Source organism: Stenotrophomonas sp. YJH_SMC_135 (assembly GCF_059372355.1).
In genome coordinates this window covers 134780-149146 of sequence record NZ_JCAFVN010000005.1, presented here as the reverse complement: position 1 = coordinate 149146, position 14367 = coordinate 134780, and the positions used below count along the sequence as shown (strand labels likewise).

The 14367-nt window shown below is 67.4% G+C and carries 19 protein-coding genes; 9 read left to right on the top strand and 10 right to left on the bottom strand.

Going from position 1 to position 14367, the window contains the following annotated elements; genetic code table 11:
- Nucleotides 1–67 precede the first annotated feature (67 nt).
- Genes AC5P98_RS17250 through AC5P98_RS17240 form a run of 3 tightly spaced genes read right to left on the bottom strand, consistent with a single transcriptional unit; the run spans nt 68 to nt 2510 of the window.
- Nucleotides 68–751: an HAD family hydrolase gene (locus tag AC5P98_RS17250; RefSeq protein ID WP_014645810.1), complete on the bottom strand. Its 684-nt coding sequence runs from the start codon at nt 749–751 to the stop codon at nt 68–70.
- On the bottom strand, nt 748–1449 hold the full coding sequence (locus tag AC5P98_RS17245) for a pseudouridine synthase (protein WP_014645809.1): 702 nt from the start codon (nt 1447–1449) through the stop codon (nt 748–750). The genes AC5P98_RS17250 and AC5P98_RS17245 overlap by 4 nt, the downstream gene beginning before the upstream one ends.
- Nucleotides 1446–2510: a class I SAM-dependent methyltransferase gene (locus tag AC5P98_RS17240; RefSeq protein ID WP_495230122.1), complete on the bottom strand. Its 1065-nt coding sequence runs from the start codon at nt 2508–2510 to the stop codon at nt 1446–1448. Before AC5P98_RS17240 ends, AC5P98_RS17245 begins: the two co-directional genes overlap by 4 nt.
- 157 nt (nt 2511–2667) lie before the next feature.
- Here AC5P98_RS17240 and AC5P98_RS17235 point away from each other — a divergent pair, with 157 nt between their 5' ends.
- Nucleotides 2668–2931 (top strand): hypothetical protein, encoded by a 264-nt coding sequence (locus tag AC5P98_RS17235; protein ID WP_005407925.1) that lies wholly within the window; start codon nt 2668–2670, stop codon nt 2929–2931.
- Between the two features lie 65 nt (nt 2932–2996).
- Here the strand turns inward: AC5P98_RS17235 and AC5P98_RS17230 are convergent, their stop codons facing one another.
- Together AC5P98_RS17230 and AC5P98_RS17225 are read right to left on the bottom strand one after the other, a co-directional pair.
- Nucleotides 2997–3290, bottom strand: a complete 294-nt coding sequence (locus AC5P98_RS17230) for a DUF3247 family protein (RefSeq protein WP_032959238.1) — start codon at nt 3288–3290, stop codon at nt 2997–2999.
- 43 nt (nt 3291–3333) lie between these two features.
- Nucleotides 3334–5322: a hybrid sensor histidine kinase/response regulator gene (locus AC5P98_RS17225; protein WP_014645806.1), complete on the bottom strand. Its 1989-nt coding sequence runs from the start codon at nt 5320–5322 to the stop codon at nt 3334–3336.
- A gap of 244 nt (nt 5323–5566) precedes the next feature.
- On the opposite strand from AC5P98_RS17225, the gene AC5P98_RS17220 reads away from it, so the two are divergent.
- The gene (locus AC5P98_RS17220) at nt 5567–6133 is read left to right on the top strand and encodes a DUF3016 domain-containing protein (RefSeq protein ID WP_014645805.1); all 567 of its coding nucleotides are present in this window, start codon (nt 5567–5569) and stop codon (nt 6131–6133) included.
- 103 nt (nt 6134–6236) lie between these two features.
- Here AC5P98_RS17220 and alr read toward each other — a convergent pair whose 3' ends face one another.
- Together alr and AC5P98_RS17210 are read right to left on the bottom strand one after the other, a co-directional pair.
- Nucleotides 6237–7304, bottom strand: coding sequence for an alanine racemase (gene alr, locus AC5P98_RS17215; protein WP_049408284.1), 1068 nt, complete (start codon nt 7302–7304; stop codon nt 6237–6239).
- Complete coding sequence (locus AC5P98_RS17210) at nt 7283–8587, bottom strand: D-amino acid dehydrogenase (protein ID WP_032959242.1); 1305 nt, start codon at nt 8585–8587, stop codon at nt 7283–7285. Before AC5P98_RS17210 ends, alr begins: the two co-directional genes overlap by 22 nt.
- A 149-nt stretch (nt 8588–8736) precedes the next feature.
- Here AC5P98_RS17210 and AC5P98_RS17205 point away from each other — a divergent pair, with 149 nt between their 5' ends.
- Nucleotides 8737–9216 carry an Lrp/AsnC ligand binding domain-containing protein gene (locus AC5P98_RS17205; protein WP_004140558.1) on the top strand — a complete coding sequence of 160 codons (480 nt, stop codon included), beginning with the start codon at nt 8737–8739 and terminating at the stop codon, nt 9214–9216.
- Between the two features lie 110 nt (nt 9217–9326).
- On the opposite strand, the gene AC5P98_RS17200 is transcribed toward AC5P98_RS17205, so the two are convergent.
- Entirely contained in the window at nt 9327–9506 is a 180-nt protein-coding gene (locus AC5P98_RS17200) for a hypothetical protein (protein ID WP_049408287.1), read from the bottom strand.
- Nucleotides 9507–9650: 144 nt separating this feature from the next.
- Nucleotides 9651–10025, bottom strand: a complete 375-nt coding sequence (locus AC5P98_RS17195) for a hypothetical protein (RefSeq protein ID WP_014645801.1) — start codon at nt 10023–10025, stop codon at nt 9651–9653.
- A gap of 140 nt (nt 10026–10165) precedes the next feature.
- Here AC5P98_RS17195 and msrB point away from each other — a divergent pair, with 140 nt between their 5' ends.
- The 5 genes from msrB (at nt 10166) to AC5P98_RS17170 (ending at nt 13409) form a co-directional block, all read left to right on the top strand.
- A complete protein-coding gene (msrB, locus tag AC5P98_RS17190) occupies nt 10166–10633 on the top strand; it encodes a peptide-methionine (R)-S-oxide reductase MsrB (protein WP_005415117.1) in 468 nt (155 codons plus the stop codon).
- Nucleotides 10634–10724: 91 nt separating this feature from the next.
- Nucleotides 10725–11579 (top strand): flagellar motor stator protein MotA, encoded by an 855-nt coding sequence (gene motA / locus AC5P98_RS17185; RefSeq protein ID WP_014645799.1) that lies wholly within the window; start codon nt 10725–10727, stop codon nt 11577–11579.
- A 3-nt stretch (nt 11580–11582) separates the two neighbouring features.
- Nucleotides 11583–12533: a flagellar motor protein MotB gene (gene motB, locus AC5P98_RS17180; protein WP_014645798.1), complete on the top strand. Its 951-nt coding sequence runs from the start codon at nt 11583–11585 to the stop codon at nt 12531–12533.
- 97 nt (nt 12534–12630) lie between these two features.
- On the top strand, nt 12631–13119 hold the full coding sequence (locus tag AC5P98_RS17175; RefSeq protein WP_049408290.1) for a hypothetical protein: 489 nt from the start codon (nt 12631–12633) through the stop codon (nt 13117–13119).
- Nucleotides 13120–13133: 14 nt separating this feature from the next.
- Entirely contained in the window at nt 13134–13409 is a 276-nt protein-coding gene (locus AC5P98_RS17170; RefSeq protein ID WP_049408292.1) for a DUF4031 domain-containing protein, read from the top strand.
- A gap of 55 nt (nt 13410–13464) precedes the next feature.
- On the opposite strand, the gene AC5P98_RS17165 is transcribed toward AC5P98_RS17170, so the two are convergent.
- A complete protein-coding gene (locus AC5P98_RS17165) occupies nt 13465–14007 on the bottom strand; it encodes a DUF6630 family protein (protein ID WP_032959249.1) in 543 nt (180 codons plus the stop codon).
- A gap of 90 nt (nt 14008–14097) precedes the next feature.
- On the opposite strand from AC5P98_RS17165, the gene AC5P98_RS17160 reads away from it, so the two are divergent.
- The gene (locus tag AC5P98_RS17160) at nt 14098–14346 is read left to right on the top strand and encodes a DUF3297 family protein (protein ID WP_005415112.1); all 249 of its coding nucleotides are present in this window, start codon (nt 14098–14100) and stop codon (nt 14344–14346) included.
- Nucleotides 14347–14367: the final 21 nt, after the last annotated feature.

Genomic DNA, 14367 nt, shown 5'->3' with positions numbered 1-14367 from the left:
CACCCACCAGAAGATGTGGAGCCGAACCCATGCCCGGCTCAGTGCCAACCAAGGTCGGCACCCACCGCTACTTCGGCAGCAGCGGCAGCAGCAGGGCGTGCGCGTCCACCAGCGAGCCGACGATGCGGTGGCCCAGTGCGCGCAGCTCTTCATCCGGATGCACCAGGTCCGGCACCTGGATCACGGTCATGCCGGCGGCCAGTGCGGCCCGCGTGCCGGCCGGTGAATCTTCCAGCGCCAGGCAACGTTCGGGCGCCTGGCCCAGCCGCTGCGCGGCCAGCAGGTAGATATCCGGCGCGGGCTTCGGCCGCGCTACATCACCACTGGTGATCACGGCATCGAAGTACGGCAGCAGGCCTGCGGCCGCCAACTTGCGGTTGGCGCGCGGCTGCCGCGTGGTGGTCGCCACCGCACGCGGTACCGCGTGCGCCTTCAGCAGCTCCAGCAGCTCCAGGATGCCCGGCCGCAGCGGCAGCCCGGTCTGCGTGCGTGCTTCGTACAGTTCATGGCAACGTGCCGCCACCGCGTCGATCACGCTGTCCTCGATGCCCTGCGCGCGCAGCAACGCATGCGTATCGTGGTCGCCGAGGCCGACCATGCGCAGGAACACCGCTTCCTCCAGGCCCAGCCCGAATTCGTCGGCGGCCTCGCTCCAGCAGGCCAGCGAGACCCGCTCGCTGTCGATCATCAGGCCGTCCATGTCGAAGATGACGGCGTCGGGCAGGAACGGCAGCGCAGCGAAGGGGGTCATGGAGCGAACAACGTATCCAGGTCGGTGGAAGTGAGCTGCCGCCATTGCCCTTCGTCCAGCCCCTGCAGGTCCAGCCCGCCGACGCGGCTGCGGTGCAGGGCCTGCACGTGGTTGCCGGTGGCGGCGAACATGCGGCGTACCTGATGGTAGCGGCCTTCATGCAGTACCAGGCGTGCGCGACGCGCCTCCAGCACTTCGAGTTCAGCCGGCAGCAGGGGCGTCTTCTCGGACTCCAGCATCAGCGTGCCGCTGGCGAACAACGCCACTTCGTCGCCGCGCAGGTCCTCGCTCAACTCGACTTCGTAGACCTTCGGCAGCTTCGACTTCGGCGAGATGATCCGGTGCAGCAGGCCGCCATCGTCGGTCAGCAGCAGCAGGCCACTGGTCTCGCGGTCGAGGCGGCCCACCGTGGACAGCACCGGATCACGGTCGCGGAAGCGCGGCGGCAGCAGGTCGTAGATCAGGCGGCCGGTGTCCTTGGTCGAACAGGTGTAGCCGGCGGGCTTGTGCAGCGCGATCGACAGCCCCACCGGCGGGTCCAGCGGCTCGCCATCGACGCGGATCGCCTCGTGCGGCACCTGGTCATCGGCGTACAGCACCTCACCGTCGGCGTCGGTGACGCGGCCTTCGCGGAACATCCACTGCACCTGCTTGCGGCTGCCATAGCCCAGGTTGGCGATCAGCTTGACCAGCTTCACTTGCCCTTCCCCTTCACTGCTTCAACCAGCTTGAAACCGTCGCGCTCGGCGACCACGCGCACCGCACCGAAGCTGTCGTTGAGGGTGTGCTCGTACGGCAGATGGCGGTTGGCCACCACGTACAGGCGCCCGCCCGGGCGCAGCGCCTGCGCGGCCACGGCGATGAAGCGCTGGCCGATGTCCGGGCGGTCGGCACGCGACGGCGTGTGGAACGGCGGGTTGCTGATGATGACGTCGTAGCCCGGCTCGATGCCGGCGGTGACGTCGCGCCACAGGAAGCGCAGCGGCAGCGCGCGCGGCGGCGGCGCCAGGATCAGTTCGGCCAGGGCCAGCGCACGCTGCTCGGCCTCGTACAGGTCCAGCGCGGTGATCTTCGGGCAGCGTTCCAGCAGCTCGCGCGAGAGATAGCCGTAGCCGGCGCCAAGGTCGGCGGCGCGGCCGGCCAGGTCGGCCGGCAGGTGCTCGGCCAGCAGCGCCGATGCCGGATCGATGCGGTCCCAGGCGAACACGCCCGGGCGGCTGAGGAAGCGTCCGCCCATGATCGGGCGCACCGCATCCAGCGCCGACCAGCGCTTGGCCAGGTCGGCGTCGTGCTGGCCCTGCAGCGGGGCGGTCCAGTACACGCGGCAGTGGTTCTTGGTCAGGCAGCCGCCGAGACCGGCCAGCTGCTTGAGGTCGCCTTCACCGGAGCGCGCGCCTTCGTTGTTGGCCTGGCAGGCAACGATGCGGCCGCCCTCGGCGACCAGCGCCAACGCGCGGGCGAACAGCGCACGGGCTTCTTCACGCTGGCGCGGTGGCAGCACCAGCACCAGCGGGTAACGGCCCTTGCCGGCCACATCGTCCAGCTGGCCGCTGACGGTCCAGCCGGCGGCCAGCTGCAGCGGCTGCGCGAACGGGGCAAAGCTCTGTTCGCAGTGCAGCTCGCGGTTGCCGGCCGCTTCGCGCAGCGGCCAGCCATCGCGGGCACGCAGGAAAGCCACCGGGCCCTCCGGCCAGCGCAGGGCGCCTTGGGAGAACGGCAGGAGCAGGGTCTGCAGGGGGGCGTCGTCGCTGGAGGCCATCGGCGCGGGTACTTCAAGCGTGAGGGCTGTCCATTGTACCGGCTTGGCCGGGCCGGCCCCGGCAGGCCGCTTTGCGAAACCCGAACGGGGCCTTGATCTGCCAGAAACATTGAAACGTTCAGGGTAGAGGCTCCCCCGGAAACCCAGGAGAACCTGCATGCGAGCCTTGTTCGTCGGTGGCGTCGTCGACAACAGTGAAATGGACCTGGAAGGCAGCCATCCGCCCGTGCACTACCCCGAGGACACCGGCGGCGGGCACTCGCGCTACCGGCTGCACCAGGTCGGCCATGGCGCCGATGGCAGCGTGGCCTATGCGGTATATGGCGCACCGGACCTGGCCGATGACGAGGTGGCCCGGGTGGCGGAAGAACGCGCCTACGCGCGCCGGTTCGAAGCGACGCCGACCTTGTTCGAGCATTGACACATCCGTAGCGCCCGAGCAGATGCTCGGGCGCCAGCCGAGCGTGGGCCCGGCTCTATCTCGGATCAAGGCGCCTTGGGTGGCAGGCGGTTGATGCTGGCAATCTCGTCCAGCCACACATGGTGCTGCTGCACCGGCGTGTCGTAGTCATCCAGGCGCAGCTGGCCGTTGCTGCCTTCATCACCAGCGACGTTGCGGTACTGCTGCACGGTTGGCCTCACGGCCACCGTGCCGAGCAGGCGACGGCCATCGTGCAGAATCAGTTCCACCTGCGTTTCACCTTCCAGCTGCGGCAGCAGGGCTTCCAGGCGCGCGATCTGCGCCGGATCGGTATGGATACGGGGAGCTATGCGGGACATCGGCGACCTCCTGCATGCAGGGTCGCCGATCGGCCGTGAATGCTCAGTGCAGCGCGCTGTCGGCGCGGGGTACCTGCACCTTGCGTACCGCAGCCACCAGCTGCGCCACCGAGTACGGCTTGGCCACGTGTTCCTGGAAACCCGACGCCAGCGCACGGCGGCGGTCATCGGCACGCGCCAGCGCGGTGACGGCGACCGCGGGCAGGGTCGTGGCATCCACGCCCATGTCCTCGCGCAGCGTGCGCACCAGGCCATAACCATCCATGCCCGGCATGCCGATGTCGGTCAGCATCACGTGGTACTGCAGATGGCCGGTGTCGGCCAGCAACGCCAGCGCCTCACCGGCCGAACTGGCCGCCGACACGCTGGCGCCCTGCTCTTCCAGCATGCGCCGCAGGTACTCCAGCACTTCCGGCTGGTCTTCCACCGCCAGCACGTGCATGCCGCGCAGCGGATACGGCTCGACGATCACCGGTTCCAGGATCGGCCCGCTGATCACTTCGCGCAGCGGGCGCCGCTCGGCATCGGGAAGGTGCTGCGGCAGGCGCACGGTGAACGTAGCGCCATGGCCGTGCCCCTCGCTGGCCGCAGCGACCGTGCCGCCATGCAGTTCGACCAGCTGCTGCACGATCGCCAGGCCCAGTCCCAGTCCACCATGGCGCCGGGTGGTGGTGCCATCGGCCTGGCGGAAGCGGCTGAACAGGTGATTGAGGAATTCGGGTGCGATGCCATCACCGGTGTCGCGCACGGTGATCTCCCAGTGGTTGCCGTCGGCCCGCAGCTGCAGGTCGATGCGGCCTTCAGCCGGGGTGAACTTGATCGCGTTCGAGAGCAGGTTCCAGAACACCTGCTGCAGGCGCGTGGCATCGCCCAGCACCAGGCTCGGCTGTTCGGGCAGCTGCAGGTGCACGTCCAGTGCCTTGCCTTCGGCCACCAGTTCCTGCGCGCCGATGGCCTCGCCCAGCACCGTGCGCAGGTCCAGCACTTCCACCTCCAGCTGCACTTTGCCCAGCAGCATGCTGCTGAGGTCCAGCATGTCCGAGATCAGCCGCTTCTGCGCGCCGGCGCTGTTGGCGATCACGTTCAGGCCCTTGTACAGAGGGCTGGTGTTGTCCACACGCTGCAGCAGCAGCTCACTCCACCCGAGGATGGTGGTCAGCGGCGTACGCAGTTCATGCGACAGCGTGGCCAGGAACTCGTCCTTCAGCCGCGCCATGTTCTCCGCAGCGCTGCGCGCGGCGCGTTCGGACTGCAGCAGTTCCTCGCGGGCCAGTTCGATCTCGCGGCGTTCGGTCACGTCCGGGCTGCTGCCGGCCAGGCCGATGAAGCGGCCCATCCGCGAGAAACGCGGGCGTGCGTTCATCTCCAGCCAACGCCACTGGCCATCGGCGCGCCGCGCACGCACCAGCGCGTGCATCGAACGCTGCGCCTTCAGCGCTTCCTGCAGTTCGTATTCGAATACCGACGCATCGTCCGGATGCACCAGGCCGCGCCAGACATCTTCCGGCACACGCGTCTCGTCGCCACCGAAGAACTCGCTGAAGGCGCTGTTGACGAAACGGGCATGGCCGCGCTCATCGAGCACCCACACCGGCATCGGCAGGCCGTCGGCCAGTGCGCTGAAGCGCGCTTCGCTCTCGCCCAGCTCCACTTCCATCTGCTTGCGCGCGGTGATGTCGAAGAACAGGATGCCGACCTTGTCCTCGCCTGGCCGGCCCACGCGCACCGCGTCGACCGCGAACGAACGACCCAGCGCACGCGCTTCCATCTCGAACTGGGCGGGACGGCCGCTGCGTGCGACCTCGCCGTAGATGCGGAACCAGTCCTGCTCATGGTTGGGTTCCAGCTCGGTCATGCGCTGTCCACGCGCATCCTTCAGCCCGGTGTGGCGCTCGAAGGCATCGTTGACCTCGAGGAAACGATAGTCGACCGCACGATCGCCCTCGAACAGCACCTGGATCACGCAGAAACCAGCGTTGATGCGCTCAAGCACGCCATGATGCAGGTCGGGTTCGGGCGCCTGCACCATCATCGGTGGGCGCTCCACGAGGGGCGGCAGTGTGGACAAGGGCGTCTGGACGGGCCGGATTGGAAGCACAGCATCTTCCAAAGCGCGTATTCACAGCGTCAAGCGCCGTCAGTCATGGTTGACGACGATGAATTGGCGGCAACCGCTCTTGTCGGTGTCGCAATCGGCCGTTGCGGTGGCTGGAAAGCGGGATCACACTCGATCTATAAATCGCATCGTCCCCGTCGATGGGGCGCAGGAGACCGTCATGAACCGCTCGTTGGCCACTGCCCTGCTGCTGGCAGGCGCCCTCATGGCGGGCAGCGCGAACGCCGCGCCGCGCGCCGTCACCGATCCGGATGCGCCCCGCGCGCTGCAGGCCAATGGCCCGGTCAGCGTGAAGTGGGACGATCCAGCCGGATTCACCGAAATCCGCCAGAGCACCAACCGCTTCGAGGCCGAACGCGGCAACTGGGTGCAGCAGCTGGCCAGCTACGTGCAGACCACGGCGGCCAAGCCGCTGCAGCCCGGGCAGACCCTGGACGTGACCCTGGTCGACATCAAGCGCGCCGGCGACTACGAGCCCTGGCACGGCCCGCGCGGCAGCGACATCCGGATCATGCGCGACATCTATCCGCCGCGGATCACCCTGCAGTACACGCTGAAGGACGCCAGCGGTCGCATCGTCGATGAGGGCGAAGCCAAGCTCAGCGACACCGGCTACCTGCACAACCTGGGGCTGAAGAGCGACAGCGATCCGCTGCGCTACGAGAAGCGCCTGATCGACGACTGGGTGAAGCGTGAGCTGAGCACGCGGGCTACTGCTGCACGATGATTCCGGGCAGCTCTACCTGCCGGCAGGTGTCGACCTTGGTCGACACGCATTGCACGGTGCCGACCAAGGTCGGCTGCTACCAGAGCCGAGCGCGGGCTCGGCTCTACACGTAGACTTTCGCCACGCGCTTGACCGCGCACGGCAGCTGGTAGGCACTCACGCCGCAGCGCGGCGCCAGTTCCGACAGCGTCGGCGCAGAACCCCACAGTTCCACCACACTGCCGATGCCGGCCTGCGCATGCGCGGTCAGGTCCACCGTCAGCATGTCCATCGACACGCGCCCGATCAGTACGCCGGGCTGGCCATCGATCAGTACCGGCGTGCCGTTGGGGGCGAACTGCGGATAACCGTCGGCATAGCCAAGCGCGACCACGCCCACGCGGGTACGTGCCTTGGCCACGAAGCGTGCGCCATAGCCCACCGGCTCACCGGCCTCGATCCAGCGCTCGGCAATCACCTTCGACTGCATCGTCATCACCGGGCGCAGGCGCTCGGTCAGCGCGGTGTTGTCCGGCAGCGGATTGGCGCCGTACAGCATCAGGCCCGGGCGCACCCAGTCGCTGCGTACATCCGGCCATCCCAGCAGTGCCGGCGAATTGCACACGCTGGTCTCGCCATCCAGGCCGTCGATGGCGCGCGCGAAGGTCGCCGCCTGTTCATGGGTGCGTTCGCTGTCCAGCTCGTCGGCACGCGCCAGGTGGGTCATCAGCACGATGCGCTCGACCTGCGGCAGCGCCGACAGGCGTGCATGCGCGGTGCGGAAGCTGTCCACGTCCAGGCCGAGGCGATGCATGCCGCTGTCCAGCTTCAGCCAAACGGTCAGCGGGCGCGGGCTTTCGAATGCGACCAGCGCTTCCAGCTGCCACGGCGAACCCACCGCGAACCAGAAATCGTGCTCGGCCACCAGCGCCATGTCACTGGGTTCGAAGATGCCTTCCAGCAGCAGGATCGGCGCACGGATCCCGGCCTGGCGCAGTTCCAGCGCCTCTTCAATGGTGGCCACGCCGAAACCATCAGCCTCGCCTTCCAGCGCCTGTGCACAGCGCACCGCGCCATGGCCATAGGCATCGGCCTTGATGATCGCCAGGGCCTTGCCACCGCCCAGTTCACGGGCAAGCCGGTAATTGCTGCGCAGGGCGCCCAGATCGATCAGCGCGCGGGCAGGACGCATGTGCGGTTCTCATGTTGCGGGGCGTGACCGTACTGGCCGTAGCGGAAAATATCCAGGCCTTCGGTGCTGATCTGCGGCTGGCGCGCGCTCATCAGGTCGGCCAGGTAACGGCCCGAGCCGCAGGCCATGGTCCAGCCCAGGGTGCCGTGGCCGGTGTTGAGGTACAGGTTGCGGAACGGCGTGGCGCCGATCACCGGCGTGCCGTCCGGCGTGGCCGGGCGCAGGCCTGTCCAGAACTGCGCGCGCGACAGGTCGCCGCCCTTCGGGTAGAGGTCGCTGACCACCAGCTCCAGGGTCTCGCGACGACGCTGCGACAGCGACAGGTCGAAACCGGCCACTTCGGCCATGCCACCGACGCGGATGCGGTCGTCGAAGCGGGTGACCGCCACCTTGTAGCTCTCGTCGAGGATGGTCGAGGTCGGCGCCATCGCCGGGTCGGTGATCGGCAGGGTCAGCGAATAGCCCTTCAGCGGGTACACCGGCAGGCGCATGCCCAGCGGTGCGACCAGCGCCGGCGAATAGCTGCCGAGCGCGACCACGAAGCGGTCGGCGGTTTCCCGCTTGCCGTCGATGCGCACGCCGGTGATGCGGTCGCCCTCGAACTCCAGGCCGGTGATGTCCTGGTCGAAGCGGAACTCGACGCCGGCGTCCACGCACATCTGCGCCAGGCGCCGGGTGAACAGCTGGCAGTCGCCGGTCTGGTCACGCGGCAGGCGCAGCGCGCCGACCAGGCCGTCGACATGGGCCAGGGCCGGTTCGGCCTGGATGATGCCGGCGCGGTCCAGCACCTCGTACGGCACGCCGTACTGGGCCAGGATCTCGATGTCCTGCGCGGAGGCATCCAGCTGCTGCTGGGTGCGGAACAGCTGCGTGGTGCCCAGGTCGCGGCCTTCGAACTCGATGCCGATCTGCGCGCGCAGCTCGTTCAGGCAGTCGCGGCTGTACTCGGACATGCGCACCATGCGCGCCTTGTTGATCGCGTAGCGCTCGTGGGTGCAGTTGCGCAGCATCTGCCACAGCCAGCGGTACTGGGCCAGGTCCATGCCCGGCTTGATCGCCAGCGGCGCATGCTTCTCGAACAGCCAGCCGATGGCCTTCTTCGGCACGCCCGGGGCGGCCCACGGCGAGGTGTAGCCGAACGACAGCTGGCCGGCATTGGCGAAGCTGGTTTCCAGCGCCGGGCCGGGTTGGCGGTCGATGACCGTGACTTCAAACCCGGCCTGTCGCAGGTACCAGGCACTGGTGGTGCCGATCACGCCGCTGCCGAGGACTAGAACTCGCATGGGACTTCTCCAACCCGATCATTCCCTGCACTGGAGCGTGCCGGGACCATAATTGGGGAAGTATAGACAGCCATTCCCAGTTGATTTGCCTGTTTTGAAATCAACCGGCAGGATGTTCTCCTGCAATTCATTCCCCAAGGTTGACGGCCATGGCCACCCGTACCCGCGAACTGGACAAGATCGACCGCAAGATCCTGCGCATCCTGCAGGCGGAGGGCCGTATTTCCTTCACCGAACTGGGTGAGCGGGTCGGCCTGTCGACCACCCCGTGCACCGAGCGCGTGCGCCGGCTCGAGCGCGAAGCGGTGATCACCGGCTACCACGCCCACCTGGACCCGGCGGCGGTGAAGGCCAGCCTGCTGGTATTCGTGGAGATCAGCCTGGCCTACAAGTCCGGTGACATCTTCGAAGAGTTCCGGCGCGCCGCCCTGAAGCTGCCCAATGTGCTCGAGTGCCATCTGGTCTCGGGCGACTTCGATTACCTGCTGAAGGCGCGGATCAGTGAGATGGCCTCCTACCGCAAGCTGCTCGGCAGCACCTTGCTGACACTGCCGCATGTGCGTGAATCCAAAAGCTACATCGTGATGGAAGAAGTGAAGGAAACGCTGAGCCTGCCGATTCCGGATTGAGGCGGTCGCAGGTTGGGGTCAGAGCCCGCGTTGCGGGATCCGGCCCCGGTCGGGGTCAGGCAAGGGGTCAGATCCCGCGCAGCGGACTCTGACCCCGGTCATGTCGACAGTCAGCGCTGCTGCGGATGCTTCTGCGAGCGCTGTTCCTGCTGCTTGCCACCCTTGTGCGGCTGCTGCGGTTCCATCTGTTGCTGTTGCTGCTGTTGCTGCGGGTTGCGGCCCTGCGGCTCCTTGCCGGGATGACGGTTCTGCTGGTTTTTCATGATCGCGATCCAGTGGACAAAGGACATGCGGCGGCGGAATGCCGGCGCAGGGCCACGGTGGTCCCGGCACGGTTAATCGCAGGCGAAAAAGCAGTGATCGGCAGGATGTTGTTTTCGTGCGTTCAGGCCGTGCAGTGTGTGGAAGCTGCCACCCTTGCCTGGCATCCGAGGTCAGCGCTTGATCTGCTGCCCATCGCCGGCCGGCACGCTGTCGTAATAGCGGCCGGTACGCGAATCGAACACCCGGTTCGGGCCAGCAGGGCGCACGCCAGGCACGATGCGGCCATTGCGGTCATAGACCTTGTCGGCCGGCCTCGGCGCCGGGGTGGGCGCAATCCGGGCAGGACCCGTGGACCTGATCGGCTGCGCCGGCTGCGGCGACGGCAGCACCTGCGGCTGCGGGCGTGCGGCCTGCGGCGGCGGTACTACCGGCGCCGGAGCCACGGTGGTCGCGCTGCGGGTGACCGTCGGGTCGGCAGCAGGCACCTGGGCCAGCGCCAACGTGGGCAACAGGGCCATCAGCAGCAGGGGAAGGGTCGGTTTCATGGCACGCTCCGGCGTGGATCGCATTTACCTTGCGCCTGCACCTGTGTGCCGCCCATGAACGGCCGTCACACTTGCAAGCGCGCGCCGGCACCCCCACGTTTTCCGGCATCCCTAGGCCATCGACCCCACGGAGAGCCGGCATGACTGCCTTCGACCTGACGCCCCCCACTGCCACCCAGACCGAGGCGCTGATCGCCGGCCTCAGCAGCGAAGAGCGCCGCGTGCTGCTGCAGCACGGTACCGAAGCGCCGTTCTGCGGCGTGTTCCTGGACAACAAGCGCGAGGGCGTCTACTGCTGCCGGCTGTGCGCGCTGCCGCTGTTCCGCTCCAGCACCAAGTTCGATTCCGGCACCGGCTGGCCCAGCTTCTTCGCCCCGTTCGACCCGGCGCACGTGCGCGAGATCCGCGATACCAGCCATGGCATGGTGCGCACCGAGATCACCTGCGCGCGCTGCGGCAGCCACCTCGGCCACGTATTCCCGGATGGTCCGCCGCCCACCTACGAGCGCCACTGCCTGAACTCCGTCTCACTTTCGTTCACCGGCAATGGCGAGCCCTGGCCCGACCCGTTGCAGCGTGGCGGCGCGGAAAGCGGTGTGGCGGGCTGAAACACCCCGCCGACCGATTTCACAGAATTCCCTCTTCAGAAAACGGGGTGACGGGCCGACAAGGAGATATCCCCTCTCCTTGCGTCGCCCCATGCTCATCATCGTTGGATTCCTGGTCGTCATCATCAGCGTGATCGGGGGCTACCTCGGTGCCCACGGCCGCCTGGGTGCCCTCTGGCAGCCCTACGAGCTGGTCATCATCGGCGGTGCCGCACTGGGTGCGTTCCTGGTCGGCACCCCGGCCAAGACGGTCAAGCAGACCCTGCAGGCCATGGTCGGCGTGTTCAAGGGCCCGCGCTACAAGCAGCAGGACTACATCGATGTCCTCAGCCTGCTCTATGAACTGCTCAACAAGGCCCGCCGCGAAGGCTTCATGGCCCTGGAAGACCATGTCGAGCGGCCGGCCGAGAGCGCCCTGTTCGCCAACTACCCCAAGGTGCAGGCCGACCACCACCTGATCGACTTCATCACCGACTGCCTGCGCCTGATGATCGGCAGCAACATCGAGCCGCACGAGCTCGAGCCGCTGCTGGAGCTGGAACTGGAGAAGCACCACGCCGAGGCCATGGCGCCGTCGCAGGTGCTGACCAAGGTCGCCGACGGACTGCCCGGTTTCGGCATCGTCGCGGCGGTGCTCGGCATCGTCATCACCATGGGCTCGATCGGCGGTGACATCGTCGAGGTCGGTGGCCACGTGGCCGGCGCGCTGGTCGGTACCTTCCTCGGCATCCTGCTGGGCTACGGCTTCGTCGGCCCGATGGCGGCAGCAATGGAGGCCCGCGCCGAGCAGGACAGCCGCATCTACGAATCGGTCAAGACCGCCCTGCTGGCCTGCCTGCGCGGCTACAACCCGAAGATCGCGCTGGAATTCGCCCGCAAGACGCTGCCGTCGAACGTGCGCCCGGCCTTCTCCGATTTCGAGCAGCACCTGAAGACGGTCAAGTAAACCATGGCCGAGACCAAGCCCACTGTCATCGTCCGCCGGGTCAAGAAGGCCGGCCACGCCGCCCATCATGGCGGTTCGTGGAAGGTGGCCTATGCTGACTTCGTGACCGCGATGATGGCGTTCTTCCTGGTGCTGTGGCTGATGGCCACCACCAACAAGAACGACCGTGCGGCCATTTCCGAGTACTTCCGCAACCCCAGCCCGCTGAGCGGGCAGAACGCCACGCCGGCGCCCGGCATGGCCGGTCCGGGCGGCGCCAGCACCTCGATGATCAAGCTGGGTGGTGCCACCGACATCTCGCGCGGCAGCAGCAACGATCCCTTCCAGAACCAGAAGGAAGCGGTGCCACAGCCGGTGGACCAGCAGCAGCGCGACAAGCAGCAGCTGGAAGCGCTGATGAAGGAACTGCAGGAAGCGATCAGCAGGAGCCAGGCACTGGAGCCGTTCAAGGACCAGCTGCTGCTGGACCTGACCCCGGAAGGCCTGCGCATCCAGATCGTGGACAAGCAGAACCGGCCGATGTTCGACCTCGGCAGCGCTACGCTGAAGCCGTACACGCAACAGATCCTGCACGAGCTGGCCAACTACCTGAACCATGTGCCGAACCGGATCAGCCTGACCGGCCACACCGACATCACCGCCTATTCGGCCGCGCGCGGCTACGGCAACTGGGAGCTGAGCGCCGATCGTGCCAACGCCGCACGGCGTGCGCTGGTGGACGGTGGCCTGGAGGACAGCAAGATCACCCGCGTGGTCGGCCTGTCTTCGTCGGTGCTGTTCGACAAGGCCGACCCGCAGAACCCGATCAACCGCCGCATCAGCATCGTGGTGATGACCCAGGCCGCCGAAGCGGCCGCCCTGGCCGGTGCCGGCCCGCAGGTGGGACTGTCGGCGCCGACCGCGGACCCGGACGTGCAGGCCGCGCAAGGTGAGGCCGCGCCCGTGGCACATTGAACCGGGGTCAGATCCCTTTCCCATGGAAAGGGATCTGACCCCGCCTGCGTGCGGCCGGTACAATGGCGGTCTTTCCGTTTCCAGGTGACCCCACTCCATGTCCCAGAACTCCAAGGCCAAGCGCGACAAGCGCAAGAAGCAGCAGGCCAAGCGCCCGTTCCTCCGCCTGAATGCCCAGCAGCAGGTGCAGAACCATGCCGTGCTGACCAACGAAGACGGCCAGGTGGTCGCGGCCATCGGCCTGCAGGGCCGTGAGTGGCTGCTGGCGATCGGCGGCCAGACCATGGGCAACGCCGAGAATCCGGTACCGATGCTGGCCATGCTCAAGCACCTGGCCAACGTGCAGGAGAAGGAAGGCCGCAAGGTCAACCTGGAGTACTCCGAACTGCTGCAGAAGCTGCTGGACACCCTGGCTGCCGAATCCGAGCAGACCGCTGACGAATACCTGGACAAGCTGGTTGCCGAGTTCGAAGGCGTCGACGCCGCTGAAGGCGAAGAAGGCGAAGCCGTCGAAGGCGACGCGGCCGAAGAAGCCGCTGCCGAGGCCGCCCCGGCCGCTGACAGCGACAGCAAGCCGCAGGCCTGAACCGGCCGCGGCGGGTGACGGTCTACGTCGATGACGCGGTGCATCCCTGGCGCGGACAGCGCTGGGCGCACCTGATGGCCGACACCCTGGCCGAGCTGCACGCGATGGCGGCGCAGCTCGGCATTCCCCTGCGGGCCTTCCAGAACAAGGCCAGCGGTGCGCACTACGACGTCACTACCGAGCTGCGCGCACAGGCAATAGCGCTCGGTGCGCGGGCGATTTCCCGGCACACCGACCGTGACCTGGTCAAAGCGGTGATTGCCAACGCCAGGGCGCAGTACCGGCCGTAGGCCGCGCCCAGCAGATCGTCCCCGCCGGGTCGTGCCCGGCGGATCGGCCCATCGCTCAGAACGGGTCGCTGCCCAGCCGGATTTCCACGTTCAGCAGCGAGCACAGCGCCAGCATCGCGTCGTCGTCGCGGGTCAGCGCCATCACGCCGGTGAAGCCGTCGCTGCCGGCATCCACGCTCCACAGCGTGTAGTTGTGCTCGCGCAGGCGGTCGAAGGCGGTGGACATCAGCTGCACGCCGTCCAGGCCCTCGGCGAAGTCCTCGTCGTCCAGGTCGCCGCCCCAGTCCAGCTGCAGGTTGAAGCGCGCCGACAGCTCGTTCACCGCCGACTGCAGCGATTCCAGGTCATCGCGCTCCACATCGAAACCGGACTGCCAGGCGATGGCGGTGAACAGCGCCGGCAGCCAGTCGCTGTCCGCTTCCAGCGGCTGCCCGTCCTCGGACAGGTGCTCGCGCCAGCGGTTGAACTGCTGCAGGGCCAGCTCTTCGTCGCCCGGGTTGATCAGCACCAGCAGGTTCCAGACCCGCGCCTCGAAGCCCTCCTCGTCGAAGTCGTGGATGTCTTCCTCGAAGTCGAAATAGTCGCTGTTGTCGGGCATGGCGGAACGTCCTCTGGGGCAGGCCCGCATTCTACGGTTTATCCTGTGCCGCTGAAGCCGGCCTTGGTGGCCGTCACTGTGAATGAAGCGATGAGCGATACCCCTCCCGACCACCTGGCGATCAACCCGGCCAGCCCCTTCCATGATGCGCAGGCGCTGGAGCGCGGCGTTGGCGTGCGTTTCAACGACGTCGAGCGCGACAACGTCGAGGAATACTCGGTCAGCGAAGGCTGGATCCGCGTGCAGGCCGGCAAGGCCCGCGACCGCCGCGGCAATCCGATGACCATCAAGGTCAAGGGCAAGGTCGAGGTGTATTTCCTGGACCAGAAGCCGGAATAACCCGCTGTTCCGACCTGGGGT